This is a genomic window from Polaromonas sp. YR568, from assembly GCF_943369675.1.
Lineage (GTDB): Bacteria > Pseudomonadota > Gammaproteobacteria > Burkholderiales > Burkholderiaceae_C > Polaromonas.
Genome location: NZ_CALROB020000015.1, coordinates 1 through 26,258, shown reverse-complemented (window position 1 = coordinate 26,258; position 26,258 = coordinate 1). Strand labels below are relative to the sequence as shown.

General features: G+C 66.4%; 25 protein-coding genes. 4 read left to right on the top strand and 21 right to left on the bottom strand.

Annotated elements, in window-relative coordinates; translation table 11 throughout:
- Nucleotides 1–101 precede the first annotated feature (101 nt).
- Nucleotides 102–1,097 (bottom strand): quinone oxidoreductase family protein, encoded by a 996-nt coding sequence (locus tag ACLV8F_RS10110; RefSeq protein WP_411884095.1) that lies wholly within the window; start codon nucleotides 1,095–1,097, stop codon nucleotides 102–104.
- Between the two features lie 130 nt (nucleotides 1,098–1,227).
- On the opposite strand from ACLV8F_RS10110, the gene ACLV8F_RS10105 reads away from it, so the two are divergent.
- Together ACLV8F_RS10105 and ACLV8F_RS10100 are read left to right on the top strand one after the other, a co-directional pair.
- Nucleotides 1,228–2,127, top strand: coding sequence for a DMT family transporter (locus tag ACLV8F_RS10105; protein ID WP_411884094.1), 900 nt, complete (start codon nucleotides 1,228–1,230; stop codon nucleotides 2,125–2,127).
- 150 nt (nucleotides 2,128–2,277) lie between these two features.
- Nucleotides 2,278–2,715 carry a hypothetical protein gene (locus ACLV8F_RS10100; RefSeq protein ID WP_411884093.1) on the top strand — a complete coding sequence of 146 codons (438 nt, stop codon included), beginning with the start codon at nucleotides 2,278–2,280 and terminating at the stop codon, nucleotides 2,713–2,715.
- 308 nt (nucleotides 2,716–3,023) lie between these two features.
- Here ACLV8F_RS10100 and ACLV8F_RS10095 read toward each other — a convergent pair whose 3' ends face one another.
- The 9 genes from ACLV8F_RS10095 to ACLV8F_RS10055 all read right to left on the bottom strand — a co-directional run bounded on the left by ACLV8F_RS10095 (nucleotide 3,024) and on the right by ACLV8F_RS10055 (nucleotide 11,995).
- Entirely contained in the window at nucleotides 3,024–3,893 is an 870-nt protein-coding gene (locus ACLV8F_RS10095; protein WP_411884092.1) for an ABC transporter permease, read from the bottom strand.
- Nucleotides 3,890–4,780 (bottom strand): ABC transporter permease, encoded by an 891-nt coding sequence (locus tag ACLV8F_RS10090; protein WP_411884091.1) that lies wholly within the window; start codon nucleotides 4,778–4,780, stop codon nucleotides 3,890–3,892. Before ACLV8F_RS10090 ends, ACLV8F_RS10095 begins: the two co-directional genes overlap by 4 nt.
- Before the next feature lies 1 nt (nucleotide 4,781).
- On the bottom strand, nucleotides 4,782–5,876 hold the full coding sequence (locus ACLV8F_RS10085; protein ID WP_411884090.1) for an ABC transporter ATP-binding protein: 1,095 nt from the start codon (nucleotides 5,874–5,876) through the stop codon (nucleotides 4,782–4,784).
- 170 nt (nucleotides 5,877–6,046) lie between these two features.
- A complete protein-coding gene (locus ACLV8F_RS10080; protein WP_411884089.1) occupies nucleotides 6,047–7,222 on the bottom strand; it encodes an ABC transporter substrate-binding protein in 1,176 nt (391 codons plus the stop codon).
- Between the two features lie 79 nt (nucleotides 7,223–7,301).
- Entirely contained in the window at nucleotides 7,302–8,582 is a 1,281-nt protein-coding gene (locus ACLV8F_RS10075; RefSeq protein WP_411884088.1) for a glucarate dehydratase family protein, read from the bottom strand.
- A 2-nt stretch (nucleotides 8,583–8,584) separates the two neighbouring features.
- The gene (locus ACLV8F_RS10070) at nucleotides 8,585–9,604 is read right to left on the bottom strand and encodes a Bug family tripartite tricarboxylate transporter substrate binding protein (protein WP_411884087.1); all 1,020 of its coding nucleotides are present in this window, start codon (nucleotides 9,602–9,604) and stop codon (nucleotides 8,585–8,587) included.
- A 120-nt stretch (nucleotides 9,605–9,724) separates the two neighbouring features.
- Nucleotides 9,725–10,768: a LacI family DNA-binding transcriptional regulator gene (locus tag ACLV8F_RS10065; RefSeq protein ID WP_411884086.1), complete on the bottom strand. Its 1,044-nt coding sequence runs from the start codon at nucleotides 10,766–10,768 to the stop codon at nucleotides 9,725–9,727.
- Between the two features lie 39 nt (nucleotides 10,769–10,807).
- Nucleotides 10,808–11,182: a hypothetical protein gene (locus ACLV8F_RS10060; protein WP_411884085.1), complete on the bottom strand. Its 375-nt coding sequence runs from the start codon at nucleotides 11,180–11,182 to the stop codon at nucleotides 10,808–10,810.
- A gap of 18 nt (nucleotides 11,183–11,200) precedes the next feature.
- On the bottom strand, nucleotides 11,201–11,995 hold the full coding sequence (locus tag ACLV8F_RS10055) for an SDR family oxidoreductase (RefSeq protein ID WP_411884084.1): 795 nt from the start codon (nucleotides 11,993–11,995) through the stop codon (nucleotides 11,201–11,203).
- Nucleotides 11,996–12,032: 37 nt separating this feature from the next.
- On the opposite strand from ACLV8F_RS10055, the gene ACLV8F_RS10050 reads away from it, so the two are divergent.
- Together ACLV8F_RS10050 and ACLV8F_RS10045 are read left to right on the top strand one after the other, a co-directional pair.
- A complete protein-coding gene (locus ACLV8F_RS10050) occupies nucleotides 12,033–12,638 on the top strand; it encodes an SH3 domain-containing protein (RefSeq protein WP_411884083.1) in 606 nt (201 codons plus the stop codon).
- Nucleotides 12,639–12,671: 33 nt separating this feature from the next.
- Nucleotides 12,672–13,691, top strand: coding sequence for a M48 family metalloprotease (locus ACLV8F_RS10045; RefSeq protein ID WP_411884082.1), 1,020 nt, complete (start codon nucleotides 12,672–12,674; stop codon nucleotides 13,689–13,691).
- A gap of 128 nt (nucleotides 13,692–13,819) precedes the next feature.
- On the opposite strand, the gene ACLV8F_RS10040 is transcribed toward ACLV8F_RS10045, so the two are convergent.
- The 11 genes from ACLV8F_RS10040 to ACLV8F_RS09990 form a co-directional block, all read right to left on the bottom strand.
- Nucleotides 13,820–14,689 (bottom strand): DMT family transporter, encoded by an 870-nt coding sequence (locus tag ACLV8F_RS10040; RefSeq protein WP_411884166.1) that lies wholly within the window; start codon nucleotides 14,687–14,689, stop codon nucleotides 13,820–13,822.
- A gap of 76 nt (nucleotides 14,690–14,765) precedes the next feature.
- The gene (locus ACLV8F_RS10035) at nucleotides 14,766–16,376 is read right to left on the bottom strand and encodes a gamma-glutamyltransferase family protein (protein ID WP_411884081.1); all 1,611 of its coding nucleotides are present in this window, start codon (nucleotides 16,374–16,376) and stop codon (nucleotides 14,766–14,768) included.
- Between the two features lie 73 nt (nucleotides 16,377–16,449).
- Nucleotides 16,450–17,145: a GntR family transcriptional regulator gene (locus ACLV8F_RS10030; RefSeq protein ID WP_411884080.1), complete on the bottom strand. Its 696-nt coding sequence runs from the start codon at nucleotides 17,143–17,145 to the stop codon at nucleotides 16,450–16,452.
- Entirely contained in the window at nucleotides 17,142–18,125 is a 984-nt protein-coding gene (locus ACLV8F_RS10025; RefSeq protein ID WP_411884079.1) for an ABC transporter ATP-binding protein, read from the bottom strand. The genes ACLV8F_RS10030 and ACLV8F_RS10025 overlap by 4 nt, the downstream gene beginning before the upstream one ends.
- Nucleotides 18,122–19,213: an ABC transporter ATP-binding protein gene (locus tag ACLV8F_RS10020; RefSeq protein WP_411884078.1), complete on the bottom strand. Its 1,092-nt coding sequence runs from the start codon at nucleotides 19,211–19,213 to the stop codon at nucleotides 18,122–18,124. The genes ACLV8F_RS10025 and ACLV8F_RS10020 overlap by 4 nt, the downstream gene beginning before the upstream one ends.
- Before the next feature lie 28 nt (nucleotides 19,214–19,241).
- Entirely contained in the window at nucleotides 19,242–20,156 is a 915-nt protein-coding gene (locus tag ACLV8F_RS10015) for an ABC transporter permease (RefSeq protein ID WP_411884077.1), read from the bottom strand.
- Between the two features lie 46 nt (nucleotides 20,157–20,202).
- Nucleotides 20,203–21,168, bottom strand: coding sequence for an ABC transporter permease (locus ACLV8F_RS10010; RefSeq protein WP_411884076.1), 966 nt, complete (start codon nucleotides 21,166–21,168; stop codon nucleotides 20,203–20,205).
- A gap of 58 nt (nucleotides 21,169–21,226) precedes the next feature.
- On the bottom strand, nucleotides 21,227–22,837 hold the full coding sequence (locus tag ACLV8F_RS10005) for an ABC transporter substrate-binding protein (RefSeq protein ID WP_411884075.1): 1,611 nt from the start codon (nucleotides 22,835–22,837) through the stop codon (nucleotides 21,227–21,229).
- Nucleotides 22,838–23,092: 255 nt separating this feature from the next.
- Nucleotides 23,093–24,073 (bottom strand): Bug family tripartite tricarboxylate transporter substrate binding protein, encoded by a 981-nt coding sequence (locus ACLV8F_RS10000; RefSeq protein WP_411884074.1) that lies wholly within the window; start codon nucleotides 24,071–24,073, stop codon nucleotides 23,093–23,095.
- 118 nt (nucleotides 24,074–24,191) lie between these two features.
- Nucleotides 24,192–25,703, bottom strand: coding sequence for a tripartite tricarboxylate transporter permease (locus ACLV8F_RS09995; RefSeq protein WP_411884073.1), 1,512 nt, complete (start codon nucleotides 25,701–25,703; stop codon nucleotides 24,192–24,194).
- Between the two features lie 13 nt (nucleotides 25,704–25,716).
- On the bottom strand, nucleotides 25,717–26,202 hold the full coding sequence (locus ACLV8F_RS09990; RefSeq protein WP_411884072.1) for a tripartite tricarboxylate transporter TctB family protein: 486 nt from the start codon (nucleotides 26,200–26,202) through the stop codon (nucleotides 25,717–25,719).
- Nucleotides 26,203–26,258 lie beyond the last annotated feature (56 nt).

Below are 26,258 nucleotides of genomic sequence, written 5' to 3'. Positions count from 1 at the left end.
CCCTTGTAACGCATCCAACGCGGCTTGCGTTGAATGCGGCTCTGGGCTTTACACAGGTTTACCGCTCTATGTCCAAACGCCCTGCCCGGCCCGATCCCGTGTTACAGCGTCAGGATGGTGCAGCCCGTGGTCTTGCGGGCTTCAAGCGCGCGGTGCGCTTCGGCCACGTCGGCCAGGGCAAAGCGCTGGTCGATCGGGATGTGGACCTTGCCGCTGGTGACCATGGCGAACAGGTCGTCGGCCATTTCCTGCGTGGTCTCGCGCGTGGCGATGTGGGTGAACAGCGTGGGCCGGGACACATACAGCGAGCCCTTGGCGGCCAGCATGCCGATGTCCAGCGGCGGCGTCTTGCCCGAGGCATTGCCGAAGTTGGCCAGCAGGCCGAAAGGGCGCAGGCAGTCCAGCGACTTGAGGAAGGTGTCCTTGCCGACCGAGTCGTACACCACCTTCACGCCCTTGCCGCCGGTGATCTCCTTGACGCGGGCCACGAAGTCTTCCTTCGCGTAGTTGATGGCGAAGGCCGCGCCCTGCGACAGGGCCAGCGCGCATTTTTCGTCGGAGCCGGCCGTGCCTATGAGCTGCAGGCCCAGGGCTTTGGCCCACTGGCAGGCGATCAGGCCCACGCCGCCGGCGGCCGCGTGGAAGAGCACCTGGTCGCCGGCCTGCAGGCCGCCCTGCGGCAGCGTGCGGCGCAGCAGGTACTGCGCAGTCAGGCCCTTGAGCATCATGGCCGCGCCGGTCTCGAACGAAATCGCGTCGGGCAGCTTGCACACGCACTTGGCCGGCATCACGCGCAGCTCGCAATAGCTGCCGGGCGGCTGGCTGGCATAGGCCGCGCGGTCGCCCGCCTTCAGGTGCGTCACGCCTTCGCCCACGGCCTCGACGATGCCGGAGGCTTCCATGCCCAGCTGCAGCGGCATGGCAAAGGGGTAGACGCCGCTGCGCTGGTAGACGTCGATGTAGTTCAGGCCCACGGCCTTGTGGCGTATGCGGATCTCGCCGGGGCCGGGCTCACCCACCTCCACGTCCACCAGCGTGAGTTCTTCGGGGCCGCCGTGCTGGTTGATGCGTACGGCTTTGGACGGGTATGAGGCCATGGGGGTGTTCCTTGCAGAGGGGAAATAAATACGGAAAGCGTGGGCGCCATGGTGCCATGAATCCAAAGAGGCCGCAGGGACTAAGGCATGCCCGCCCGCAGCAAACGATGACCCTTGGTAAAGTCCCCGCATGACCCAACGCCTGACACCCGCCACCGCCTCGCTGCTGGTGATCCCTCCGATGCTCTGGGCCGGCAACGCCGTGGTCGGCCGCCTGGTCACCGGCCTGGTGCCGCCCATGACGCTCAACTTCCTGCGCTGGGCCCTGGCCTTTGTCATCCTGCTGCCGCTGGCCTGGCAGGTGCTGAAACCAGGCAGCAGCCTGTGGCCGCACTGGAAGCGCTTCGCGGTGCTGGGCCTGCTGGGCGTGGGCTGCTACAACGCGCTGCAATACCTGGCGCTCAAAACCTCCGCCCCGCTCAACGTCACGCTGGTGGCTTCCAGCGTGCCGATCTGGATGCTGATCGTGGGCGCGCTGTGCTTCGGCCAGGCCGTGTCGCGCCGCCAGCTCGCCGGCGCCGTGCTGTCGATTGCCGGCGTGCTGGTGGTGCTGTCGCGCGGCCAGTGGGACTTGCTGATGCAGGTGCACCTGGTGCCCGGCGACCTCTATGTGCTGCTGGCCACGCTGGCCTGGGCGTTTTACAGCTGGCTGCTGTCGCAACCGAAAGAGCCGCCGGAAATCCGCCGCGACTGGGCCGCCTTCCTGCTGGCACAAATCGCGTTCGGCCTGGCCTGGTCAGGCGCTTTCGCCGCGGGTGAGTGGGCCATGACGGACGCGCACATCCAATGGGGCTGGCCGCTGGCCGCGGCGCTGCTGTACGTGGCCGTGGGCCCGGCAGTGATCGCCTACCGCTGCTGGGGCATGGGCGTGCAGCGCGTGGGCCCGGCGATCGCGGGTTTCTTTTCCAACCTCACGCCGCTGTTCGCGGCGCTGCTCTCGGCGGCTTTCCTCGGCGAGCTGCCGCACCTCTACCACGCGGTGGCTTTTGTGCTGATCGTCGGTGGGATCGTGGTGTCGTCGCGGCGCTGAGGCGAGCGACAAAGCCGGGTCAGTGGCTGACGTTCGCCCGCAAGCCGATTTGGATGGGCCCGATGTCCAGATCAAACTGCAGAGGCCAGATTAAATTGCATGCTGCGGCATACATAAGCTCAGACAACCCAAGCAGCACGGAAGCGCGAGATGCCAGATTTCAGTCAATTCCCCCAGCCCGAGTCCAATGACGTGGATAGCATTGACAGCGCAATTGAGGCGCTTCGCAATGCCCACGACCAACAGTCCGCGGAAGAGGCCTGCGACGAATTTCTGTGGGCTATGGGAAACAATCACGCAGGCACTTTCTATCCGGTCGTCCTGGCTGCCTTGCCGCAGATCCAGCAAATCCTGAGTGATGGTGACCCCTGGCCTCAACGCGCGGCAATGGAATCACTCATCGACCTTGGCGGGTCATTCGTTCCGGAAAAAGGGCATGAGCTATATCTTGGGGCCTCGGTTCAAAAAACGCTTCAGGCATTTATTCATTCGATGCGGCCCAAAGTTGCGCTGCTGGCGCAGGGGACTGGCGCGGTCTCCCGGAGCGCAGCCGATTTGCTGGAGCTCATCGATGATCAAGCGGTCTAATCCCTCCGTGCTTGAATGAGAGGCCCGGGCAAAAAAAAGCACGGAGAACAGCCCGCGCTGCTTTCCGTGCCCAATTTCCACCAACGGAAATTTTTGCTGGCTGGAGCCGCTCAAAAACACTCCTGGCATGTTGCCCAGGTCTTGCTCCCTCTCCCTCTGGGAGAGGGCGGGGGTGAGGGCTGCGGCCCGTGCACAAAACGGTGGCTTATTGACCACCGCTGGCCCTCACCCCAACCCTCTCCCAGGGGGAGAGGGAGTAAAACAAAGACCGCTTGCCGGGCTTTGTGAGCGACTCCTTTAATCAGATATCAAGCTTTGACCGGATGCTCCTTGACTCGGCTGACCAGTTGCGTCGGGTTGACGAAACGCAGCGCAATCAGCAGCCACAGCACCGTGATCGCCATGTAGATCATGGCCATGGCGTCCACCGACTGGCCGGCGCGCACGCCGGCCGCGAACACCGCGTAATAGAGCGCCACCACCAGCGTCTGGGTGTCGGGCCCGGCCACCAGGAAGGTCAGTTCGAACATCGCCACCGTGCGCACCAGCACCAGCAGGCCGGCTGCCAGCACGCCGGGCGCCAGCAGCGGCACCAGGGTGTAGAGGAACATCTGCCGCGTGTTGGCGCCGAAGACGCGCGCGGCGGATTCGATGTTGGTGTCTATCTGCTCGACGAAGGGCGTCATCACCAGAATCACGAAGGGCAAGGCCGGAATCATGTTGGCGATGATCACGCCCGGCAGCGTGCCGGCCAGGTGCAGCTGGTACATCACCGTGGCCAGCGGAATCCCGTAGGTGATGGGCGGCACCATCAGCGGCAGCAGGAACAGCAGGGTGAGCAGCTTCTTGCCGCGAAAGTCCTTGCGCGCCAGCGTGTAGGCGGCGGGCACGCCGATCAGCAGCGAGAGGAACACCACCGAGAACACCACCACCACCGTGACGACCAGCACATGGCCCAGCTGGAATTCCTTCCAGGCCGAGACGTACCAGCTCAGGGTGTAGGCCTCGGGCAGCCAGGTGCCCAGCCAGCGCGTGGCGACCGAGTTGGTGGCGACGGCGATGATCATCATGCCGACGTTCACGAGGAAGAAGGCGATCAGCCCCCAGACCAGCGCGCGCCAGGCGCGGTCGCGCAGCGGGTCTTTCTCATGCATCTGTTGTGTGTTCATGCTGCTCATCCCTTGCCCCCCGCCACCGGGCCGCGGTAGAAGAAGGAGCGCAGGCCCAGCGCCGCGACGACGATGGCGAGCTGGACCAGGCCCATGATCATGGCGACGGCCGAGGCCAGCGAATAGTCGTACTGTTCAAACGCGGCTTCATAGGCGGCAATCGCGATCACGCGCGTGGTGCCGGCCGGCGAACCGAGCAGCACGGCCGATGGAAAGACCGAGAAGGCCTGCACAAAACACAGGCAAAAGGCCATGACCAGGCCCGGCGTGAGCAGCGGCAGGTAGATGTGGCGAAAGCGGTTCCAGCCGTCGGCCCCCAGCGTGGCCGCGGCGCGCGGCAGCGCCGGGTCTATGCCGGTGATGTAGGAGAGGATCAGCAAATAGGCAAACGGAAAGCCGGTGATGATCAGCGAAATCAGCACGCCCCAGTAGTTGTGCGTCAGGCGTATCGAGCCTTCGTACAGATGCAGGTAGCGCAGCGTCTGCGCAAGCCAGCCCTGCGGGCCGAAATAGGTCAGCATGCCCTCGGCGATCAGCACCGTGCCCAGGGTCAGCGGCACCACCAGCAGGGTGGACAGGAAACGCTGGTAAGGGCCCTTGACGCGCGTGGCGTAGGCAATGCCCAGCGCGCAGGCCACGTTGATGAGGGTGGCCGGCAGCGCCAGCTGCATCGTGTTGCCTATGGTCTTCCACAAATCCTGCGTCTGGAAGAAGTGGATGTAGTTGTCGAAGATCCCGCCCTGCTGCGGCTGGAAAGACAACAGCAGGCCGTAGGCAAAGGGGTAGACAAAAAACATCACCATCAGCGCGGCGGCCGGCGCCACCAGCATGACGGCCGGGTCAAAGGGCGGGCGCCGCGCGGCGCCTTGCGGCGGCGGCAAAGTCATCGTGCTCATCTCAGCTTTCCCCCGCGTAGACCAGCACGCGCTCGGCAGGGGCCGAGAGCATGACGTGGTCGCCGGGCGCGACGGTGCGCGAGGAGCGCACATACAGCAAATCGTCAAACGAGGTCCTGACCTGCAGCAGCCATTCGCGGCCGCCGTATTCGGCGGTTTCGACGACGCCGGGGAAAGCCTGCGGGCCGTCGCCTATGACCAGTTCATCGGGCCTGATCGCGGCCATCGCCGTGCCGGCTGTGAGCGCGTGCATGGCGGTGCCGGCCAGCTTCACGCCGCCGGGGCCCTCCAATGCCAGCCCCGTGCCATTGGCCTGCGCCACGCGCACCGGCAGCACGTTGCGGTAGCCCATGAAACGCGCGATGTCCAGCGTCGCCGGGCGCGCGAACACCTCCTGCGGCGTGCCGATCTGCTGCACCACGCCCAGCTTCATCACCACGATGCGGTCGGCCATGGCCAGGGCTTCGTCCTGGTCGTGCGTCACGTAGACGGTGGAGCAGCCCTGCGCGCGGTGGATGCGGCGTATCTCGGAGCGCATCTCGATGCGCAGCTTGGCGTCCAGGTTGGACAGCGGCTCGTCCATCAGGATCAGCGGCGGCTCGATCACGATGGCGCGCGCAATCGCCACGCGCTGCTGCTGGCCGCCCGACAGCTGGCCGGGCAGCTTGTTGGCATGCGCCTGCAGCTGCACGGTGTCGAGCGCGGCGGCGACGCGCTGGTCGATTTCGGCCGAGGGCACGCCGCGCATCTTCAGGCCGAAGCCCACGTTGCGGCTGACCGACAGGTGCGGGAACAGCGCGTAGTTCTGGAACACCATGCCGAAGCCGCGCTTTTCGGGCGGCAGGGTGTCTATGCGCCTGTCGTCCAGCCAGATGCTGCCGTCCGACAGCGGCATCAGGCCGGCCATGCAATTCAGTGCGGTCGACTTGCCGCAGCCCGAGGGGCCCAGCAACGCGATGAATTCGCCGCGCTCTATGGTCAGTGAGAGTTTTTCGAGCGCGTGGGCGCCGCCGAAACTGCGGCTCACGCCGTCCAGGCGAAGCTGCCTGAACTCGTTTTTCGCCGCGGGCCGTCCCGCGGTGTTGGGCATCACCATGTCAGAAACCTTTTATATGCCCGCACCGCGGGTCTGCTTGTTATCTATTACCCCCTCTCCCCCTGGGAGAGGGTGGGGGTGAGGGCCGGCGGCGATAGATATCGCGCGCCTCATGCAAGGGCCGCTAGCCCTCACCCCTGCCCTCTCCCAGAGGGAGAGGGAGAAAAACCTTACTTCGCCTTACCCGAGCCGATTTCCTGATCCCACTTCTTGAAAGCAGCTACAAGCGCCTTGTCTTCCAGCGGCTGCGCATGCGGGTTCTTGGCGATCCAGTCGGCGTACTCGGCGCGGCCGAACTCCTTGATCACGTCCTGGCTTTTTTGCGGCGCGGCGCTCAGCGGCACGTCCTTCACGGCCGGGCCGGGGTAGAAGTAGCCGGCGTCATAGGTCAGCGCCTGCTGCGCGGGTTGCAGCAGGTAGGCCATCAGCTGCAGCACCACGGCCTGACGCGCGGCGGGCAGGCCCTTGGGCATGACCATGAAGTGCGCGTCGTCGACCCAGGTGAAGCTGCTGAAGGCCGCCACCTTGAACTGCTTGGGCACCACGCCGAGCGCGCGCGGGTTGATGTCCCAGCCGGTCATGGTCACGGTCATGTCGCGCGAGCCTTCGCCGAGTTCCTTGAACACGGCGCCTGTGCCGGTGGGGTAGTACTCGATGCAGCTGTTGAGTTCTTTCAGGTAAGCCCAGGTCTTGTCCCAGCCAGCGATCGGGTCCTTGGGGTTTTTGTCGCCCAGCATGTAGGGCAGGCCCATCAGGAAGGTGCGGCCGGGGCCGGAGTTGGCCGGGCGCGCATAGATCAGCTTGTTGGGATTGGCCTTGCACCAGCTCAGCAGTTCAGCGGGCGTCTTGGGCGGCGTCTTGACCTTGTCGGGGTTGTACTCGAGCAGCGGGCCGGCCGGTGTGTAGGTCACCATGACGCCCTGGCCGCTGGAGAGGTCCTGCATCTTGCGCGCGGCCGGCAGGTAGTTGTCGACCAGGTTGGGGAATTTCGCGGCATGCGCGGGCAGCAGCGGCTCCCAGAGGTTGAGCGCAATGCCCGCGGCCAGCGCGTCGGTGCCGGTCAGCACCAGGTCGATGTCGGTGCGGCCGGCGGCCTGCATCGCGCGTATCTTGCCGGGCAGCTCGGGCGACGGCGCCTTGGTGAAGGTGATGCGCGAGACCAGCGTCGGGTTCTTCGCGGCGAAGGACTCCAGCGCTTCCTGCGTGAGCGCCAGGTTGCCGGCCACGTCGACGACGTTGAGGGTCACGGGCTGTGCGAACGCGGACGCGCCCGCGAACGCCGCCAGGAAGCCCGCGGCCCGCAGGCCCCGGGCCAGGCGGGACATCAAATGCTCGAACTTGATCATGATCTTGTCTCCTTCATTGTTGGTGTGAAAAGCGAACGGGGAACTGTCAACAGGAAATGTGAAAGGCTTCTGCCGGCCCTTAAAAACGCGGGCTCACGCCGGAAAATTCCGGCTGGTACTTGCGCATCTGCGCCAGGTCGTTGCGGTTGCGTATGCCGCAAGCCAGGTATTGCTGGTGCAGTTCGACCAGTTTGGCCGGGTCGAGTTCCACACCCAGGCCCGGTGCTGTCGGCACCCTGACAGCACCCTGCTCAAATTGGATTCGGCCGCCCTTGATGACTTCTTCTTCCTGCCACGGGTAGTGCGTGTCGCAGGCATAGGTGAGGTTGGGAATCGCGGCGGCCGCATGCGTCATGGCCATCAGGCTGATGCCCAGGTGCGAATTCGAATGCATGGACATGCCCATGCCGAAGACCTCGCACATGCGCGCCAGCGATGCCGTGGCGCGCAAGCCGCCCCAGTAATGGTGGTCGGACAGCAAAATCTTCACCGCGTTCAGCGACGCGTTGCGGCGGAACTCGTCCAGGGTGGTGACCACCATGTTGGTGGCCAGCGGGCTGCGGCAATGTTTGGCGAGCTCGGCCATGCCTTCGAGGCCCGGTGTCGGGTCTTCGTAGTATTCGAGCAACTCGTCGAGCTCGGGCGCGGCGTCAATGCTGGTCTGCAGCGACCAGTTGGCATTCGGGTCCAGTCGCAGCGGATGATTTGGGAAAGCTTTGCGCAAGGCCTTGATGCCGGCAATCTCTTCAGCGGGCGTGAACACACCGCCCTTGAGCTTGATGCTTTTGAAACCGTACTGGTCCACCATGGCCTGGGCCTGCTTGACAAGCTGCGCGGGCGTCACGGCCTCGCCCCAGGCGTCGGGCGCATAGGGCTTGTCCGCATGCTCGGCGTACTTGTAGAACAAGTAGGCGCTGTAGGGCACGGCATCACGCACCGCGCCGCCCAGCAAATCGCAGATGGGCAGGTTGAGCAACTGGCCCTGCAAGTCGAGCATCGCGACTTCCAGCGCGCTGATGACCTTCTCGGCGTTCTTGGCGGTGTGGGAACCGGGCGCAAGTTCAAACTGCACGCCGCCGCCCTGCCCCGGCTTGATGCTGGCGCGCACGCGCTGCTCCATCACGTTGAGGTCAAAGGGCGAGAGGCCGATGGCCAGCGCGCGCGCCTGCTCCAGCACCGCCAGCATGGGCGCGTCGCCATAAGTTTCGGCGATACCGAGACGGCCGTCGGAGGTTTCGAGTTCGATGATGCTGCGCAGGGCCCAGGGCTCGTGGATGCCGCTGGCGTTGAGCAGCGGGCCGTCGCGAAACGCGATGGGCGTGACGCGGGCGTGCGTGATGCGGATGTCGTTTTTTCTCATTGTCAGCTTGCCGTGGCTCCGGATTTTTTGACCAGCTCGGCCCAGCGCGTGATCTCGCTTTTCATGTGGGCGGCCAGTTCATTGGGGGTGCTCGCGATGATTTCCATGCCGAGCTGGTCGTGCAGCTTGGCGACCACGTCGGGCATCTTCAGGATTTTGGTGATCTCGGCGTTCAGGCGCTGCACGATGGGCTGCGGCGTGCCCTTGGGCGCGTAGACCGCCTGCCAGGACGACATCTCGAACTTCGCGATGCCCGACTCCATCATGGTGGGCAGCTCGGGTGCCAGCGCGATGCGTTTGGCGGTGGTGACGGCCAGCAGCTTGAGCTTGCCGGACTGCACCAGCGCGACGGCGGCCGTCATCTGGTCGAACATGAACGGCACCTGGCCGGCCACCACGTCCATCATCGCGGGCGGCGTGCCCTTGTAAGCCACGTGCGTGAGCGGCACGCCGATCAGCTCGGCGAACATCTCGCCGGCCAGGTGGGTGGAGGTGCCCGCGCCCGACGACGCGAAATAACGTTTGCTCGGGTCGCGCTTGAGCAGCGCCACCAGGTCGGCCACCGAATTGAGGCCCAGCGCCGGATTCACGATGAGCACATTGGGCAGCATGGCGACCAGCGAGACCGGCTCGAAATCCTTCACCGGGTCGTAGGGCAGGTTTTTGTAGAGGCTGGCATTGATGGCATGCGTGCTGATGGTGCCGCCGAACAGCGTGTAGCCGTCGGGCTTGGCCTTGGCCACGTAGCTCGCGCCCACGGCGCCGGCCGCGCCGGGCTTGTTGTCGACCACCACCGGCTGGCCCAGGCTTTCCGAAAGTTTTTGCGACAGCGTGCGGCCTATGACGTCGGTGGAGCCGCCAGGCGTGAAAGGCACGACATAGGAAATCGGTTTGGCGGGCCAGCCCGGCGTGGTGGCGTCGGCGGCGGCCAGCGCGCGCAGCGGCAAGGCTGCGGAAAACGCAGTGAGGCCGAGGCCGCCAAGGCTGCCCAGCGCGGTGCGGCGCGTGAAGTGAGTGCTCATCTTTTTGTCTCCTGATGTTTTATGGCCCCTGCCCGTCCGACGGACGTTCCGGGTTTTGATCGACGCTTATGTTAGCGCTAACAAGTCAGGATATTAATGAGCAAAACCAGCGCCGTCAAGTCAGGCGCTGGCTCTTTCGATAATGGAAAACCCGAGGTCCCTCACCTTGGGGCCGGGGTCCAGGCCCTCGACGCGGTCCAGGATAAAACGGGCTGCCTGGCGGCCTATGGAGGTGCCGTCAATGCGCACCGTACTCAGCGAGGGATGGGTGTGCGCGGCAAACGGCATGTCGCCGAATCCCATGACCGCCACATCCTTGGGAACCGTCATGCCCATGGCCTGCATTTCGGTGATCACGCCCTGCGCGATCACGTCGGAGCCGCAGAACACCACGTCGGTTTGCCCGTGCCCGGCCCACAGCTGCGCAAAGCCCGATCGCCCATTGGCCAGCGACGATGGCGCGGGCACCATGCAGGCCGGAATCGCGGGCACGCCCAGCGCCGCGAAACGCTGTTCGAAGCCCGTGCGCCGCAGCATGGCGCGCTGGTCGTCGGCGGTGATCAGCGCCGGTTTGCGGTAGCCCTTGCGGTACAGGTAATCGGCCACTTCGGCGCCGGCTTTCTCCTGTGAAAACCCGACGATCATGTCGATGGGCGTGGGCGTGATGTCCCAGGTCTCGACGATGGGAATGCCCGAGGCCAGCAGGCGCCTGCGCCCTTCCGGCGAATGCATGATGCCGGTCAGCACGATGCCGTCGGGCCGGCGGCCCACGATGGCGTCGATCAACGCGTCTTCGCGCGCGCCGCTGTAGCCGCTCTGGCCCAGAATCAGTTGGCAGCCGGCCTCGGCCAGCGCGTCGGTCAGGGCCTGAATCGTTTCCAGGAACACCGGCCCGGCGATGGTGGGCACCAGCGCCGCCACCAGTCGGCTGCGGTTGGAGGCCAGGCCGCCGGCCACCAGGTTGGGCACATAGCCGCTGCGCGAAATCGCGCCGCGCACGCGCTCCAGTGTTTCAGGCGACACCGCCGCCGGCGTGTTGAGCGCGCGCGACACCGTGATAGCCGAAACCCCGGCCAGGCTGGCCACGTCGCTGAGGGTGATGCCGCCGGTTCCGGGGCGCGGGGCGCGCTTGGCTTTGCGCAGCGTCTCAGAAGGTGATTTCATGCCCGGATGTTAACGCTAACTTGCGCCCGCAAGCGCATTTCAGTCATCGTCCTCGACAAACTCCCGCTTGAAGGCATCGCAAAATTCAGGGCTGCCGCTGAGCGACAAGGTGACGGTGTGCCGCGGCTTGCCGGGCGGGTCGGCCAGCACCGTCACCGTGCGTGCCGCCTCGTCGTAGCGCAGCACCTGCGGCGCCGTGTATTCGAGCAGGCCCTGCAGGTCGTAGTCCCAGTCAAAGCCATCATCGAGCGGGCCGCGCCGGCCCGGGAACCGGGTGTGCGCCCAGTCCAGCACGCGCACGACTTCGGCGTGCACGGCCGGCGCGCGCTCCGGCCAGGTGGAGGCCACGGCCTCGAACGAACCTGTGCCGTCTGTGTCTTCAACATATCCGAAGCTGAGGTAACGCAGGCTCATGGGACTGCCCCCTTCGTATCAGTAAGTACCCTGGTAGGCCCCGCCGTCGGCCAGCACGTTCTGCCCGGTCATGTAGCCGGCCTGCACACTGCACAGGAAAGCGCAGATGCTGCCGAATTCTTCGGGCGTGCCGAAGCGCTGGGCGGGGATGGCCTTGCGGCGCGCATCCATGACGGCGTCCAGCGGCTGGCCCGATTTCTGGGCCATGTTGTTGAAGTTGCCGCGCAGGCGGTCGGTGTCGAAGGAGCCGGGCAGCAGGTTGTTGAGGGTCACGCCCTGGGCCGCGAGCTTGCTGCGCGCCACGCCGGCCACAAAACCCGTGAGGCCGCTGCGCGCGCCGTTGGACAGGCCCAGGATGTCGATGGGCGCCTTGACCGCGCTGGAGGTGATGTTGACGATGCGCCCGAAGCCGCGCGCGGCCATGCCGTCGACGGTGGCCTTGATGAGTTCGATGGGGGTCAGCATGTTGGCGTCCACCGCCTTGATCCAGGCGTCGCGGTCCCAGTCGCGGAAGTCGCCGGGCGGCGGGCCGCCGGCATTGGTCACCACGATGTCGAAATCCTTGCGCACCGCGAACACCGCGGCGCGGCCTTCCACCGTGGTGATGTCGGCGGCGACGTACTGGACGCTGGCACCGGCCGGTTTGCCCTTGTCGGCCGTCAGCTGGGCAGCGGCGGCCTGCAGCGCTTCGGCGCCGCGCGCCACGATCAGCACGTGCGCGCCTTCGCGCACCAGCGCCTGCGCGCAGCCCAGGCCCAGACCCTTGCTGGCGCCGCAGACCAGCGCCCATTTGCCTGCTATACCCAAATCCATAATAATTCCTTGATGACAACACGGGGGAGAGCGGCTGATGATACTGAGTAAATCCAATATTCGGGCGGGGGTGGTTTTCCCCTTCCTGATGGCCGCCTCGCTGGTTTTCAGCGCCGCGGCGCAGGCCCAGCCGCAGGGCGAGGCGGTGCTGATCAAGCGCGAGGCGCAATTGCGCGACGCGCCCGGCGATTCGGCCCGCAGCCTCGCGCCGCTTCCCGTGCAGACCTCGGTGACCCGCCTGGGCGAGCGCCAGGGCGCCTGGATCAAGGTGCGCACCGCCGACGGCACCAGCGGCTGGGTGCATATGTTCGACGTCACATCGGCCAGCGCGCCCTCGGGCGGCGCCGCCGGCGGCGCGCTGCGCAGCCTCTCAAGCTTTTTCAACAAGGGCAGCGCGCAGGCGCCGTCCAGCAGCGTCTCCACCTCCACCGTCGGCATACGCGGCCTGGGCGCCGAAGACCTGGCCAATGCGCAGCCCAATATGGCGGCCGTGGCGCAGGCCGACGCCAACCGCGCGAATGCCGCGCAGGCCCGGCAGTTCGCCGGCGGCGCCTCGCTGAACAGCCGGCAGGTCGAGCCCCTGCCGGTGCCCGCGGCGCCGGCGGCCTCATCCGGCCCTGCGCCCGAACAATACGGCCGGTAAAAAAGCAACGACAAGAAAACCAGAGGCATTGCCATGACTATTCACCACCTCGGCCGCGCGGCTCTTTCCCTGGCCCTCCTGGCCGGCCTGGCCTCCCCCGCCGCCCACGCCCAGGACGCGGGCAAGGCCCTGGGCGGCCTGTTCCAGTCGCTGATACGTCCCAACCAGCCCGCGCAGCCGGCGCAACCCAACTCGCCGTCCGGCATCGCCGGCGCGCTGCTGGGCGCCAGCCTGGCGCCGGCGGGCGCACCGGCCCAGGGCGGCGACCTGGTGCAACTGCTGTCGCAGTCGCTGGACCAGATCGACGAGCCGCGCGAAATCCAGATCGGCCAGCAACTGGCCGCCGTGCTGCTGGGCAGCAAGCCGCTGTATCCCGACATGGCGCTGCAGCGCTACGTCAACCAGCTGGGCCGCTGGATCAGCCTGCAGTCGTCCCGCCCCGACCTGCCCTGGACCTTCGCCGTCCTCGACGACCCCGGCTACAACGCCTTCGCCACGCCGGGCGGTTATGTGTTCGTCACCAAGGGCCTGGTGGACCGCGTGGCCGACGAGGGCGAGCTGGCCGGCATCCTGGCCCATGAGATCACGCACGTCACGGCCAAACACCACCTGATCGCGATGAACAAAGCCGCGCGCGCCGGCCTGCTGACGCAGGTCATCGGCTCGCAGCTCAAGAACGACCTGGGCGGCCTGGTGTCCTCGCAGTTGCTGGCGCTGGGCCGCAACATGTACACCAAGGGCCTGGACCAGCAGGATGAATTCGACGCCGACCGCAGCGGCGTGGCCCTGGCCACACGCGCCGGCTTCGACCCCTACGGCCTGGTCGCGGTGCTGCAGCAGCTGCGCACGGCCGCACCCGACGATGCGCTGTTCGCCTTGTCGCTGAGCACGCACCCGCCCGCACAAACCCGTTTGAACCAGCTTGAGCAGGCCATGGGCACGCGGCTGGACGCCTACGCGGGGCAACCCGCCGTCACGGTGGCGCAGCGTGTGAGCGCTTCGAACCGCCGGCCTACGGCGCAGGCCCCTGCAAAGCCACCAGCCAAAAAATAAGAAGCCCGGCCTCTGCGAAGGTGTGGAGGCTTATATCAGCCGGGGCCGCGGAACCGGCTTTGCCGGGCCGCAGGCGCAGCGGCCCCCTCGGGGGGCAGGGAGCTACACGAAGTGAGCGACCGTGGGGGCTATCTAGTCCGGGTAAACACAAAGATCCCGGCAATCACCAGCGCCGTCCCCGCCGCCACCCAGGCCGTGAAGGGCTCGCCCAGAATCAGCACACCCATCAGGATGGTGGACATGGGCCCCACCATGCCGGTCTGCGCGGCCATGCCGGCGCCTATGCGTTCAATGGCCATCATCACCATCAGCACCGGCACGGCGGTGCACAGCGTGGCGTTGAGCAGCGACAGCCAGATCACCTCGGGCGCGACGGCGGCGGCGCTCATGGGGCGCAGCAGCACGAATTGCAGCAGACAACAGAGGCAGGCCACCGTGGTGGCCAGCCCCACCAGGCGCAGCGAGCCCAGGCGCCTGACCATCTCGCCGCTGTAGACCAGGTACAGCGCGTAACTCACCGCGCTCAGGAACACCAGCAGCGCGCCCCAGGCCGCGTCGGCGCCCTGCAGCGTGATCTCGTGGCCGAACACCAGCACCACGCCGCAGTAGCTGATGGCCATGCCGATGATCTGCGCCGCGCCGACGCGGCGCTTGTACATCACCAGGCCCAACAACAGCACCAGCGTGGGGTTGAGGTAAAGGATCAGGCGCTCCAGCGAGGCGCTGATGAAAGCCAGCCCGGCGAAGTCGAGAAAGCTCGCGAGGTAATAGCCCGTAAAGCCCAGCCACAGCACGCCCAGCCAGTCCTTGCGCGTGAGCGGCGCCTTGCCGCGGCTGGCCCACCAGGCCATCACCGCGAAGATGGGCAGCGCGAACAGCATGCGGTACATGATCAAGGTGACCGCGTCCACGCCGTAGCGGTAGGCGAGCTTGACGATGATGGCCTTGCCGCTGAAGGCGATGGCGCCGAAGGTCGCCAGCAGCAGGCCGGGGACCAGGCTTTTGGGCTCTGCCGGGGTCGCGGGAAGCGTCGGGCTTGTGGGGGTGTGGGGTGATGGACTCAAAAATCGCTTCTTAAAAACCCACGGCCTGGCCGTCGCGCCGCGCATCGCTGGCCGCCACGTAGCCTTCGGTCTGGGGGTTGCCGGCACGCCAGATGAACTGGCCCGCGCCGAAATCCTGGTAGGAATCGTTGATGACTTCCATGCGGTGGCCGCGTTCGGCCAGGCCCTGCACGGTGCGCGCGTCCATCGCGGACTCGACGTTGATCTCCAGGCCCGCGTTGTAGCGCCAGCGCGGCGCGTCGCAGGCGGCCTGCGGGTTCTGGCCGTAGTCGAGCATGCGCACCAGCGTCTGCATGTGGCCCTGCGGCTGCATGTTGGCGCCCATCACGCCGTAGCTCATCACCGGCTGGCCGTCCTTGCTCACAAAGGCCGGGATGATGGTGTGGAAAGGCCGCTTGCCCGGCGCGACCTGGTTGGCGCCCGGCTGCAGGCTGAAGCCGTGGCCGCGGTTTTGCAGGCTGACGCCGAATTCGGGCTCGACGCAACCCGAGCCGAAGCCCATGTAGTTGCTCTGGATGAAGCTCACCATCATGCCGTTTTCGTCGGCCGCCGTGAGGTAAATCGTGCCGCCCTTGACGGGGTTGCCCGCGCCAAAGTCCTGTGCCTTTTTCATGTCGACCAGTTTGGCACGGGATGCGAGGTAGGCGTCATCGAGCATTTGCTCGGCCGTCACCGCCATTGACGAGGGCTCGGCCACATATTTGTAAACGTCGGCAAAGGCCAGCTTCATGGCTTCGATCTGCAAATGCTGCGAATCCACGCCGTCGACCGGCATGCCCGCCACGTCGAATTTGTCCAGGATGCCCAGCGCGATCAAGGCGGCAATGCCCTGGCCGTTGGGCGGGATCTCGTGCAGGGTGTAGCCGCGGTAGTCCCGGCCTATGGGCTTGACCCATTCGGGCTTGTAGTTCTCAAAGTCTTTGGCGGTGATGCTGCCGCCGTTCTGCGCTGAGAATTTTTCAATCGCCCGGGCAATCGCGCCGCCGTAATAGGCCGCGCCCTTGGTCTCGGCAATCGCGCGCAGCGCTTTGGCCGCGGCCTTGAACTGGAACAGCTCGCCCACATTCGGCGCCCGGCCCCAGGGCAGGAAGGACTGCGCGAAGCCCGGCAGCGATTTCAGTTCATCCGTCGCGGCCGCCCACTTCTGCTGCACCACGGTCGGCAGCAGGTAGCCGCGTTCGGCGATTTCAATGGCCGGCTCCATCAGGTCGGCAAAGGGCAGCTTGCCGAAGCGCTCGCTCAGCGCCATCCAGCTGGCGACCGCGCCCGGCACGGTGACGGAATCCATGCCGCGCTTGGGCGGCGTCTGTGCATCGGCGCCGTACTTGCGCTGGAAGTACTCGGGTGTCCAGCTCTGCGGCGCGCGGCCCGAGGCATTGAGGCCGTGCAACTCCTTGCCGTCCCACAGGATGCAGAAGGCATCGCTGCCCAGGCCGTTGCTGACGGGCTCGACGATGGTCATGGCCGCAGCCGCCGCGATGGCTGCATCGACCGCGTTGCCGCCCTTGAGCATCATGCGCAGGCCGGCCTGCGCGCCCAGCGGGTGCGAGGTCGAAACGACGTTGCGCGCGAACAGCGGCAGGCGGGTGGAGGTGTAGGGGTTGCCGAAGTTGAAGTTCATGGCGGGATTATCCAGGGTTTAAAACAAAAGGGACGGCGCCGGGAGGCCCGCGGGCAGCCCGGGCGGCCAGGCGTCAGAGGGCGCCGGGAGCGCCAGCCGCGGCGGCGGCCGACAGGCGCGCGGCCGCCATGCGCGCCGACAGCAAATGGTTGCGCATCTCCTGCCCTGCCGCCTCGGCATCGCCCGCCAGGATGGCATTGACCACGCGGCTGTGCTCAAGGACGGATTCTTCCAGCCGCTCGTGCCGCGCGAACTGGCCGCGCCGGAAGGGCATCACGCGGTCCCGCAGGGCGCCCGTGGTTTCCTGCAGGAAAGGGTTGTGCGCGCCCGCGAACACCAGCGCATGGAATTCACGGTTGGCGCGGTCATACAGTTCCATGTCGCGCTCGCGCGCGGCCTGCCGGCCCAGCGCGTGGCAGGCGCGCAAAGCCTCGCGCTCCGGCAGCGTCATGCGCAGCGCGGCATAACGCGCGCAGGAGGACTCGAGTTCGGCGATGGCCTCGAACATCAGGTCCAGGTCGGCGGAGGTCAGGCTGCGCACCACCGAGCCCCGGTGCGGGCGGTAGTTGGCCAGACCGGTGGCGGCCAGTTGCTTGAGCGCCTCGCGCACCGGCGTGCGCGACACGCCGCAGCGGCTGGCAATGGCTTTTTCATCCAGGTGCGTGCCGGGCGGCAACTGGCCCAGCACGATTTCATCGGCCAGGCGGCTGAAGACCCGCTCGCACAAGCTGCCCTGGCCCGCCAGCGGATGCGCGGTCATGGCCGTCATGGCAATATCGGCGCCGGTGTCGCCGGATGCCAGCAAGCCGCCTGGTGCGTGCCGTGCGGCGCCAGTTCAGGCGCGCGCGCGCGGCAGACCTCGCTGCCGGCATTGCAGCGCGGCGCAAAGGCGCAGCCGGCGGGCAGCCGGGCCAGGTCGGGCGGCGCGCCGTCAATGGCCGGCAGCGGCCGGCCGCGCATGCCGGGCATCACGGTGGAGCCCATGAGGCCGCGGGTGTAAGGGTGCTCGGGCCGCGCGATGACGTCGGCCACACGGCCCTGCTCGACGATGCGGCCGGCGTACATGACGGCCAGCCGGTCCGAGATCTCGACCGCCGCGCCTATGTCGTGGGTGACAAAAATCACCGACATGCCGAGTTCGCGCTGCAGCTCGCGCAGCAGCAGCAATATCTGGATCTGCACCGTCGCGTCCAGCGCCGTGGTGGGTTCATCGGCCAGCAGCAGCCGGGGCTTGCAGCACAGCGCCAGGGCGATCATGGCGCGCTGGCGCATGCCGCCCGACAGCTCATGGGCATAGGCCTGCATGCGCCGCGCCGCCTGCGGAATCTGCACGCGCTCCAGCATCTGCAGCGCGCGCGCGCTGGCGGTTTTGGTGTCCACCGCCTCGTGGGCGCGGATCATCTCGACCATCTGCTGGCCCATGGTGTAGACCGGGTCAAAGGCCAGGCCCGACTCCTGGAACACCATGGACACCACGGCGCCGCGGTAGCGGTTCAGCGCCGCGCCCTGCAGGGCCAGCACGTCCTGGCCGTCCACCAGGATGCGGCCTTGCACATCCGTGGTTTTGGGCGGGTTCAGCCGCAGCAACGTGCGCAGCGTGACGCTTTTGCCCGAGCCCGATTCGCCGAGCAGGCCCAGCGTCTCGCCTTGCGCCAGTTCCAGGTTCACGCCGTGCAGGGCCTGCACGGTACGCTCGCCCTTGAAGGTGACGTTCAGGTCCTGCACCGACAGGAGAGGCGGCATTGTCATAAGGCCCCCTGCACCGGCAAAGCCGGCGCGGCCGAATGCCCGGACCCCGCCACCGCCATGTGGCAGGCGACCTCATGCGTTGTTGCAGCCGCCGACCATGCGCCCAGCACCGGGGCCGCGTTGGCACACACCGCTTCGGCTTTCGGGCAGCGGTCGCGAAAGCGGCAACCGGCGGGCGGGCTGATGGGGTTGGGCGGGTCGCCGGCCAGCGGCGCCCGGGTGGTGCGGCGCGCCGGGTCCATGGACGGCACGGCCGACAGCAGCGCCTGCGTGTAAGGGTGGCGCGCCGCGGCGTAGATCTGCTCCACCGGCCCGACCTCCACCACCTGGCCGAGGTACATCACCATCACCCGGTCGCACAGGTAATGCACCACGTGCAGGTCGTGTGAAATAAAAATGTAGGTCAGCCCATGCTCGGCCTTGAGCGCCTGCAGCAGGTTGAGCACCTGCGCCTGCACGGATTTGTCCAGCGCCGCGACCGCCTCGTCCAGGATCAGCAGGCGCGGCTCCAGCGCCAGCGCCCTGGCGATATTCACACGCTGGCGCTGGCCGCCCGACAGCTCGTGCGGGTAGCGGGCCGCGAACTGCGCGGCGCGCAGGCCCACGCGCTCCAGCAGGTCGTGGGCGCGCGCCAGCGCGGCGGCGGCGTCCAGGCCGTGCACGCGCGGGCCGAAGGCAATCGTGTCCTCCACCGTCATGCGCGGGTTCAGCGACGCAAAGGAATCCTGGAACACCATTTGCAGGCCGCGCCGGTAGTCGCGCAGGGACACGCCGCCGAACTCCGCCACGCCCTCGCCGTCGAACACCAGCTTGCCGGCGTCGGGCGCCAGCAGCCGCGCGACCAGGCGGGCGGTGGTGGACTTGCCGCAGCCCGACTCCCCGACGATGCCCAGCGTTTCGCCTTTGGCGACCTCAAAGCTCACGCCGTCGACCGCATGCACGGCGCGTCGCGGGCGCACCCAGAAGGGATCGCGCACCGGGAAGTGCTTGACCAGGTGGCGCACCGCCAGCAAAGGCTGCGCCGGGCCGCCCCGGTCGGGTGTCGGGAGAAGCGCCGTGCCCGGCATCAGTGGTGTGGGAAGGTTCATGCGGGGGTCACTGGAAAGGTCATGCGGTTCAGCGGCGCAAGTCCATGGCCGAGCGGATGCCGTCGGCCAGCAGGTTGAAGCAGATCGAGGTGATAAAAATCATCGCGCCGGGCAAGGCCGCCACCACCGGGTTGTTGAAGATGGCGGAGCGCAAGGTGTTGAGCATCAGGCCCCATTCCGCTTCCGGCGGGCGAACGCCCAGGCCCAGGAAGGACAGGCCCGACGCCAGGATCATGCAGACGCTGATCAGGCCGGTGGCATAGACAAACACCGGGCCCAGCACGTTGCCCAGCACCTGCAGGCGGATGATGGTCAGCGCGCCGGCGCCGCTCATGCGCGCGGAATCGATGTAGTCCAGCCTGGCCACCTGCGTCGTCACGCTTTCGGCCACCCGGGCAATCTGCGGAATGAAAACAATGGTCAGCGCCACCAGGCTGTTGCTCATGCCGGGCCCCATGGCGCCCGAGATCGCCACCGCCAGCAGGACCGAGGGGAACGCATAAAACACATCCAGCGTGCGCATGACCGCCATGTTGACCTTGCCGCCCAGGAAGCCGGCCGTCACGCCGATGGCGGTGCCGATCACAAAGGCCAGCGCCACCGGGACGATGCCCATGGTGAGCGACAGCCGCCCGCCGTAAATCAGGCGGCTGAGCAAATCGCGGCCCAGCTCGTCGGTGCCCAGCCAGTTGCCCGCGCTGCCCACCGGCAGCAGTCGCTTGAGCATGCTGGTCTTGAAAGGATCGGCCGGCGCGACCCAGGGCGCAAAGACCGCCGCCAGCACCATAAGCAACAGGATGGCCGCGCACGCCATGGCCAGCGGGTCGCGGCGAAGGCGCCGCCACACCGACAGCCAGTAGCCCGCGCTGGCCGCCTGCGGCGGCAGCACAAAGGCCGGCGCGGCCGCGCCCGCAGGCAAGGGATGGGAAACAGTCACCGGCATCAGGGTCCTTGTGAAACGGGGAGAACTTGCAAAATTCCGCGCCGCCTCAAGCGCGGCGCATGCGCGGGTCTATCAGCGGCTGCAGCACGTCCACCAGCAAATTGAGCGCCACAAAAAACATGCACAGCACCAGGATGGTTCCCTGCAGCAGCGGAATGTCGCGCTGGAAAATCGCGGTGTTCAGCAAAAACCCCGTGCCCGGCCAGGCAAAAACGGTCTCCACCAGGATGGAGCCGCCCATCAAATAACCCAGCTGCAGGCCGGCCACCGCCAGGATCGTCGGCAGGGCATTTTTGGCGACGTGCCGGAACACCGCCACGCGGCCCAGGCCGCGCGCCCACAACGCCATCACGAACTCCTGCTGCAGCGTCTCCGCCACCAGGGCCCGCACGGTGCGCGTCACGATGCCCATGGGAATCACGCACAGCGTCACGCCGGGCAGCACCAGGTGCCTGAAGTGCGCCCAGTCCCAGGCCCAGCCGTTGCCGCCGTCGGCGGAACTGCCCGGCCCGGCGCCCATGGCGGGCAGCCAGTCGAGCCAGACGGAAAAAACAATCGTCAGCACCAGCCCCAGCCAGTAGTGCGGCACGCTGACCCCGAGCACCGACAGCCCGCTGGCCAGGCGGTCGGCCCAGCCGCCTATGTGGTTGCCGGCAATGGCGCCCAGCACCACGCCCGAGACCATGCCCAGCAGCGCGGCGAAGGCGGCCAGCATCAAGGTGTTTTTCACCGCGGACAACACTTCGGTGCGCACCGACCGGCCCGAGGCGATGGACACGCCCAGGTCGCCGCGCACCGCGCGCGCCAGCCACAGCCCGTACTGCACGGGCAGGGGCTTGTCCAGGCCGTAGGCGGCCTTGAGCGCCGTCACGACTTCGGCCGGCGCATCGGCCGGCGCAATCGCGTTGAGCGGATCGCCGGGCGCGATGTAGACCAGCAGGAAAGACAGCAGCGTCACGCCCAGCGCGATCGGCAGCGTATAAAAAAGGCGGCGAAGCAGGTAGGCGAACATGCGGGGCTTCAAAAGGAAAGAGGCGGCCCGGGCACTTCAGCGCCCGGGCCGGGGCCGGTCACATGCCGATGGTGGTCAGGTCCTGGAACCAGTGCTGGGCCTGCACGAACTGCTTGACCTTGGGCGACAGCGCGTGCGGGTTCACGTCATGCACCACCCACAGCATCAGCGCCTGGTCCACCATGGTCTGGTGAATGCTGGCCAGCAGGGCGTCCTGCGTCTTCACGTCAAACGTGGTGCGGATCTTGTCCACGGTCGCGTCCACTTTCGGGTCGGAGAAATTGCCCCAGTTCACGCCGTTGGGCGCGATGTAGCGGCTGTCGACGAAGCGCGTCAGCGCATAGAACGGGTCGGACGTGACGTAGCCCAGGTTGATGGCGCTGATGCCCTTGCCGGCGCTCATGTCGGCCTTGGCGCCGCTGCGCCAGTGCAGGTAGAGGTTTTCCAGTTCCACCACTTCAAACTCCAGCGAAATGCCGATCTCCGCAAGGCTTTGCTGGATGTATTCATTCATGGGCAGCGACAGCATCTGCCCGGTGCCGCCCTGCGCGATGATGACCTTGGCCTTCAGCGGCTTGGCCTTGGAGTAACCGGCCTGCGCCATCAGCGCCTTGGCCTGCGGCAGGTCGTACTTGATGTCGAAGGCCGGCTTGCCGAACCACGGGCTGGACGCGTCGATCTGGCCCTTGGCCGGCGTTGCCAGGCCGTTCAGCAGCTTGACCACCTCGTCGCGGTTGATCGCCAGGTTGGCGGCCTTGCGCACGCGGATGTCGGTCCACGGCGAGCCCGGCAGGGTGCTGAAGTGGTAGGGCCACACGTGCGGCGTCACGTTGCTCACCACCTTGAAGCCGCCCTTCTTGAGCTGCTCCAGCACGTCGGGCGGCGGCGTCTCGATCAGGTCCACCTGGCCGCTGAGCAAGGCGTTGGCGCGCGTCAGCGCTTCAGGAATCGGCAGCAGGATGATGCGGTCGGTTTTGGCCAGGCGCTTGGTGTCCCAGTAGCCCGCGTTCTTCACCAGTTCAGCGCGCTCGCGCGGCACCAGCTTGTCGAGCTTGAAGGGGCCGGTGCCCGACGGCTGGAAGGCCACCTTGGCCCAGTCCTTGTCCATTTTTTCCCACTGCGCGGGGCTGGAAATCAGGAACCACGGCAGCTGGTACGGAAACAGCGCGTCCACGTCCTTGGTGATGACCTCGACCGTGAGCTCGCCGGTTTTTTTATAGCTGGCGATCGACGGGATGCGCGGGCGCACCTGGGCGCTTTGCTTCGCATCGAACTGCGGCGATTTGTCGTTGAGCACCTTCTCCAGGTTCCACAGCACGGCATCGGCATTGAAGTCCGAACCGTCATGGAACTTCACGCCCTTGCGCAGGCTGAAGGTCCACTTTTTCGGGTCCTTGGGGTCGCTCTTCCATTCGGTCGCCAGGCCCGGCACCAGTTTGCCGGGACGTGTGCCGATGTTCGATTCCCAGGCGACCAGCGGGTCGTAAATCGTGTGCCCGGTGAACTGGTAAGCCCCCGCGCCGCGGTCGGGCTGCCCGGTGGTCAGCGGGATGTCCGCCATGGAGATCCCGTAGCGGGCCACGGTTTCAGCGATGGCCCCGTGGGCGAATGCCGCGGCCAGCGGAAGGGCCAGCGCGATGCGATGGACGTGCTTGAAGACTGAAAGCATGGAAAGCTCCGCAAGGTTGAGAATGACCTTGCGATGCATGCAATGTGCCAGTCCGGCGCCGCTACCGCATGTTTATTTCAAGCGCCTGTTTTTATTGGATTTATTCCGTTTTGCACTTTGAAACCGCCCCGCCCTGCCGCGCGCCCGCGCCGTTCCGGCGTGCGCGGGCACTGATCATGTGCATGCATCTTCACAAACAGCGAGGGCCTGTTAACGCTATTGATGGCGTTAACAGGCCCCGGCGCCGGCTTCTCATCAATCCGCGGTGATTTTCCGTTCGGCGATGATTTTTTTCCACTTGGCGGTATCGGCCCTGACCATGGCCGCGAAGGCCGCCGGCGTGCTGCCCGTGGGTTCTGCGCCCAGCCGGGCGAAGCGGTCCTTCACGTCGGCATCGGCGAGCGCAGCGTTGAGGGCCTGGTTGACCTTGGCCGTCAGCTCGGGCGGCATGCCCTTGGGGCCGTACACGCCGAACCAGGTGACCGACTCGAAGCCCGGCAGGGTTTCAGACACCGTCGGCATGTCGGGCGCCAGGGAGGTGCGCTTGAGCGTGGTGACGGCCAGCACCCGCAGCTTGCCGTCCCGGACGTGAGGCATGCCGGTGACGAAGGAATCGAACAGCACGTCGACCTTGCCGCTGATCAGGTCCGGCATGGCCAGCGCCGTGCCGCGGTAGGGAATGTGCAGGATGAAAGTGCCCGACTGCGCCTTGAAATACTCGCTGGTCAGGTGGACGATGGTGCCGTTGCCGCTGGAGGCGTAGTTCAGCCGCCCCGGGGTCTTGCGCGCATGCTCGATGAAATCACGCATGGTTTTCGATGGCGACGAATTCGGCACCAGCACCACGTTGGGCGAGCTCGCCACGTAGGCGATGGGGGTGAAGTCGGTTTCGGCGTTGTAAGGGATTTTCGGGTTGATGGCCGGGCCAATGCTGTGCGTGCTCGAGGTGGCCAGCAGCAGCGTGTAGCCGTCGGCCGGCGCCTTGGAGGCCGCATCGGCGCCTATGGTGCCGCCCGCGCCCGGGCGGTTGTCGACGACCACCGTCTGGCCGATCTTTTCACCGAGCTTTTGCGACAGCGCGCGCGCCAGGATGTCGGTCGCGCCGCCGGCCGGGAAAGGCACGATCATGCGGATCGGTTTGGAGGGGTAGTTCTGGGCCGCGGCGGGTGCCGTGAATGCCAGGGAAAAAGCCGCCGAAAAAGCCGCCGCGAGGTGAATGATATGTGTACGTTTCATCCAGGGATTGTGCAACGGTTTTGCCTGCCCATTCGTTTGCGGACAGGCAAAACAAAAGGCACCCGAGGGTGCCTTTTGCGGTTTGCCTGCCTGCACTTTTGTGCAAGCCGCGCCGGGATCACTCCTCGACGAAAGCCTCTTCCCGCTTGTTTTTGATGCTGGGCAGCAGCACGATGACCAGCAGCAGCACGGCGGCGCCCAGCAGGCCGGCCGACAGCGGACGCGTCACGAACACGCTCCAGTCGCCGCGCGACAGCAGCAGCGCGCGGCGCAGGTTTTCTTCCATCATGGGGCCCAGGATGAAACCCAGCAGCAGCGGCGCGGGTTCGCAGCCCAGCTTGACGAAGAGGTAACCGACCACGCCGAAGATACCCACCATCCAGATGTCGAAGGTGTTGTTGTTCGTCGAGTACACGCCGATCGCGCAGAACAGCACGATCGCCGGGAACAGGTAGCGGTAAGGCACGGTCAGCAGCTTGATCCACATGCCGATCAGCGGCAGGTTCAGGATCACCAGCATCGCGTTGCCGATCCACATCGAGGCGATCAGGCCCCAGAACAGTTCGGGGTTGCTGGTCATGACCTGCGGGCCGGGCTGGATGTTGTGGATGGTCATCGCGCCCACCATCAGCGCCATCACGGCGTTGGGCGGAATGCCCAGCGTCAGCAGCGGGATGAAGGAGGTCTGCGCGCCGGCGTTGTTGGCCGACTCGGGCGCGGCCACGCCGCGGATGTTGCCCTGGCCGAATGGCACTTCGCCCGGCTTCATCTTGATCTTCTTCTCGAGCGCGTAGCCGGCGAAAGCCGCCAGCAGTGCGCCGCCGCCGGGCAGGATACCCAGGGCCGAGCCCAGGAAGGTGCCGCGCAGCACGGCGGGCGCCATGTTCTTGAAGTCTTCCTTGGTCGGGAACAGGCCCGAAACCTTGGCGGTGAACACCTCGCGCTCATGCTCGGGCTGCGCCAGGTTGCTGATGATTTCGCCGTAACCGAACACGCCCATGGCGATGGTCACGAAGCCGATGCCGTCGGTCAGTTCGGGGATGTCGAAGCTGAAGCGGGCAACGCCGGAATTCACGTCGGTGCCGACCAGGCCCAGCAGCAGGCCCAGCACGATCATGGCAATCGCCTTGAGCAGCGAACCCGAAGCCAGCACCACGGCGCCGATCAGGCCCAGCACCATCAGCGCGAAGTATTCGGCGGGGCCGAATTTGAAGGCCAATTCGGTCAGCGGCGGCGCGAAGGCGGCCAGGATCAGCGTGCCCACGCACCCGGCGAAAAAGGAACCCAGCCCGGCCGCGGCCAGCGCGGGCCCGGCCCGCCCTTTTCGGGCCATCTGGTAGCCGTCAATACAGGTGACCACCGAGGAGGATTCTCCCGGCAGGTTCACCAGGATGGCGGTGGTGGAGCCGCCGTACTGGGCGCCGTAATAGATACCGGCCAGCATGATCAGGGCCGATACGGGCGGCAACGCGTAGGTGGCGGGCAACAGCATGGCGATGGTCGCCACGGGGCCGATGCCCGGGAGCACGCCGATCAGCGTGCCCAGGATACAGCCGATCAGGCAGTACAGCAGGTTGATGGGCGTGAACGCGACGCCGAAGCCTATCGACAGGTGGGAAAGCAATTCCATTTTTTATATCTCCTTAGCCGATGAAGAACGGCCAGACCGGGAACTGCAACTTGAGCAGGACGACGAAGGCGAGGTAGCTGCCGATGGCCAGCACCGTTGCCAGGATGAAGGTGTTTTTGACCTTCCAGCCGGTTTCGGCCATGCTGGAGATGAAGGTCAGCGCATAGATCGCGACGATCATGCCCATGGCGGGAAGCTTGATGCTGGGCAAACCGGCCAGCAGGACGCCGAACACCAGGTTGGCCAGGATGATGAAGGACAGCGGTTTCCAGGCCCACTTGCCGATCTTGTCGCCGCCCACGGTTTCCACCACCAGCGCCTTGAAGGTGATGGCGGCGCCCAGCACGGCCATCAGGATGCCCAGCATGAGCGGGAAGTAGCCCGGGCCCATGCGGGCGCCTTCGCCCACGCTGTAGGTGGTCGCACCCCATGCGAACGCCACGCCGACGCCCATGAACATGAGGCCGGAGAAAAAGTCTTTCTGACTCTTGATATTCACGGCTGTCTCCTCAATACATTTAAAAAGAAAGAATCGGTGGATTGTGCATTCAATCC

Bases quoted from the DNA above. Each gene is read 5' to 3' on its own strand.
- ACLV8F_RS10110 (WP_411884095.1), bottom strand. From the start codon at position 1,097: ATGGCCTCATACCCGTCCAAAGCCGTACGCATCAACCAGCACGGCGGC.
- ACLV8F_RS10105 (WP_411884094.1), top strand. From the start codon at position 1,228: ATGACCCAACGCCTGACACCCGCCACCGCCTCGCTGCTGGTGATCCCT.
- ACLV8F_RS10100 (WP_411884093.1), top strand. From the start codon at position 2,278: ATGCCAGATTTCAGTCAATTCCCCCAGCCCGAGTCCAATGACGTGGAT.
- ACLV8F_RS10095 (WP_411884092.1), bottom strand. From the start codon at position 3,893: ATGAGCAGCATGAACACACAACAGATGCATGAGAAAGACCCGCTGCGC.
- ACLV8F_RS10090 (WP_411884091.1), bottom strand. From the start codon at position 4,780: ATGAGCACGATGACTTTGCCGCCGCCGCAAGGCGCCGCGCGGCGCCCG.
- ACLV8F_RS10085 (WP_411884090.1), bottom strand. From the start codon at position 5,876: ATGGTGATGCCCAACACCGCGGGACGGCCCGCGGCGAAAAACGAGTTC.
- ACLV8F_RS10080 (WP_411884089.1), bottom strand. From the start codon at position 7,222: ATGATCAAGTTCGAGCATTTGATGTCCCGCCTGGCCCGGGGCCTGCGG.
- ACLV8F_RS10075 (WP_411884088.1), bottom strand. From the start codon at position 8,582: ATGAGAAAAAACGACATCCGCATCACGCACGCCCGCGTCACGCCCATC.
- ACLV8F_RS10070 (WP_411884087.1), bottom strand. From the start codon at position 9,604: ATGAGCACTCACTTCACGCGCCGCACCGCGCTGGGCAGCCTTGGCGGC.
- ACLV8F_RS10065 (WP_411884086.1), bottom strand. From the start codon at position 10,768: ATGAAATCACCTTCTGAGACGCTGCGCAAAGCCAAGCGCGCCCCGCGC.
- ACLV8F_RS10060 (WP_411884085.1), bottom strand. From the start codon at position 11,182: ATGAGCCTGCGTTACCTCAGCTTCGGATATGTTGAAGACACAGACGGC.
- ACLV8F_RS10055 (WP_411884084.1), bottom strand. From the start codon at position 11,995: ATGGATTTGGGTATAGCAGGCAAATGGGCGCTGGTCTGCGGCGCCAGC.
- ACLV8F_RS10050 (WP_411884083.1), top strand. From the start codon at position 12,033: ATGATACTGAGTAAATCCAATATTCGGGCGGGGGTGGTTTTCCCCTTC.
- ACLV8F_RS10045 (WP_411884082.1), top strand. From the start codon at position 12,672: ATGACTATTCACCACCTCGGCCGCGCGGCTCTTTCCCTGGCCCTCCTG.
- ACLV8F_RS10035 (WP_411884081.1), bottom strand. From the start codon at position 16,376: ATGAACTTCAACTTCGGCAACCCCTACACCTCCACCCGCCTGCCGCTG.
- ACLV8F_RS10030 (WP_411884080.1), bottom strand. From the start codon at position 17,145: ATGACGGCCATGACCGCGCATCCGCTGGCGGGCCAGGGCAGCTTGTGC.
- ACLV8F_RS10025 (WP_411884079.1), bottom strand. From the start codon at position 18,125: ATGACAATGCCGCCTCTCCTGTCGGTGCAGGACCTGAACGTCACCTTC.
- ACLV8F_RS10020 (WP_411884078.1), bottom strand. From the start codon at position 19,213: ATGAACCTTCCCACACCACTGATGCCGGGCACGGCGCTTCTCCCGACA.
- ACLV8F_RS10015 (WP_411884077.1), bottom strand. From the start codon at position 20,156: ATGCCGGTGACTGTTTCCCATCCCTTGCCTGCGGGCGCGGCCGCGCCG.
- ACLV8F_RS10010 (WP_411884076.1), bottom strand. From the start codon at position 21,168: ATGTTCGCCTACCTGCTTCGCCGCCTTTTTTATACGCTGCCGATCGCG.
- ACLV8F_RS10005 (WP_411884075.1), bottom strand. From the start codon at position 22,837: ATGCTTTCAGTCTTCAAGCACGTCCATCGCATCGCGCTGGCCCTTCCG.
- ACLV8F_RS10000 (WP_411884074.1), bottom strand. From the start codon at position 24,073: ATGAAACGTACACATATCATTCACCTCGCGGCGGCTTTTTCGGCGGCT.
- ACLV8F_RS09995 (WP_411884073.1), bottom strand. From the start codon at position 25,703: ATGGAATTGCTTTCCCACCTGTCGATAGGCTTCGGCGTCGCGTTCACG.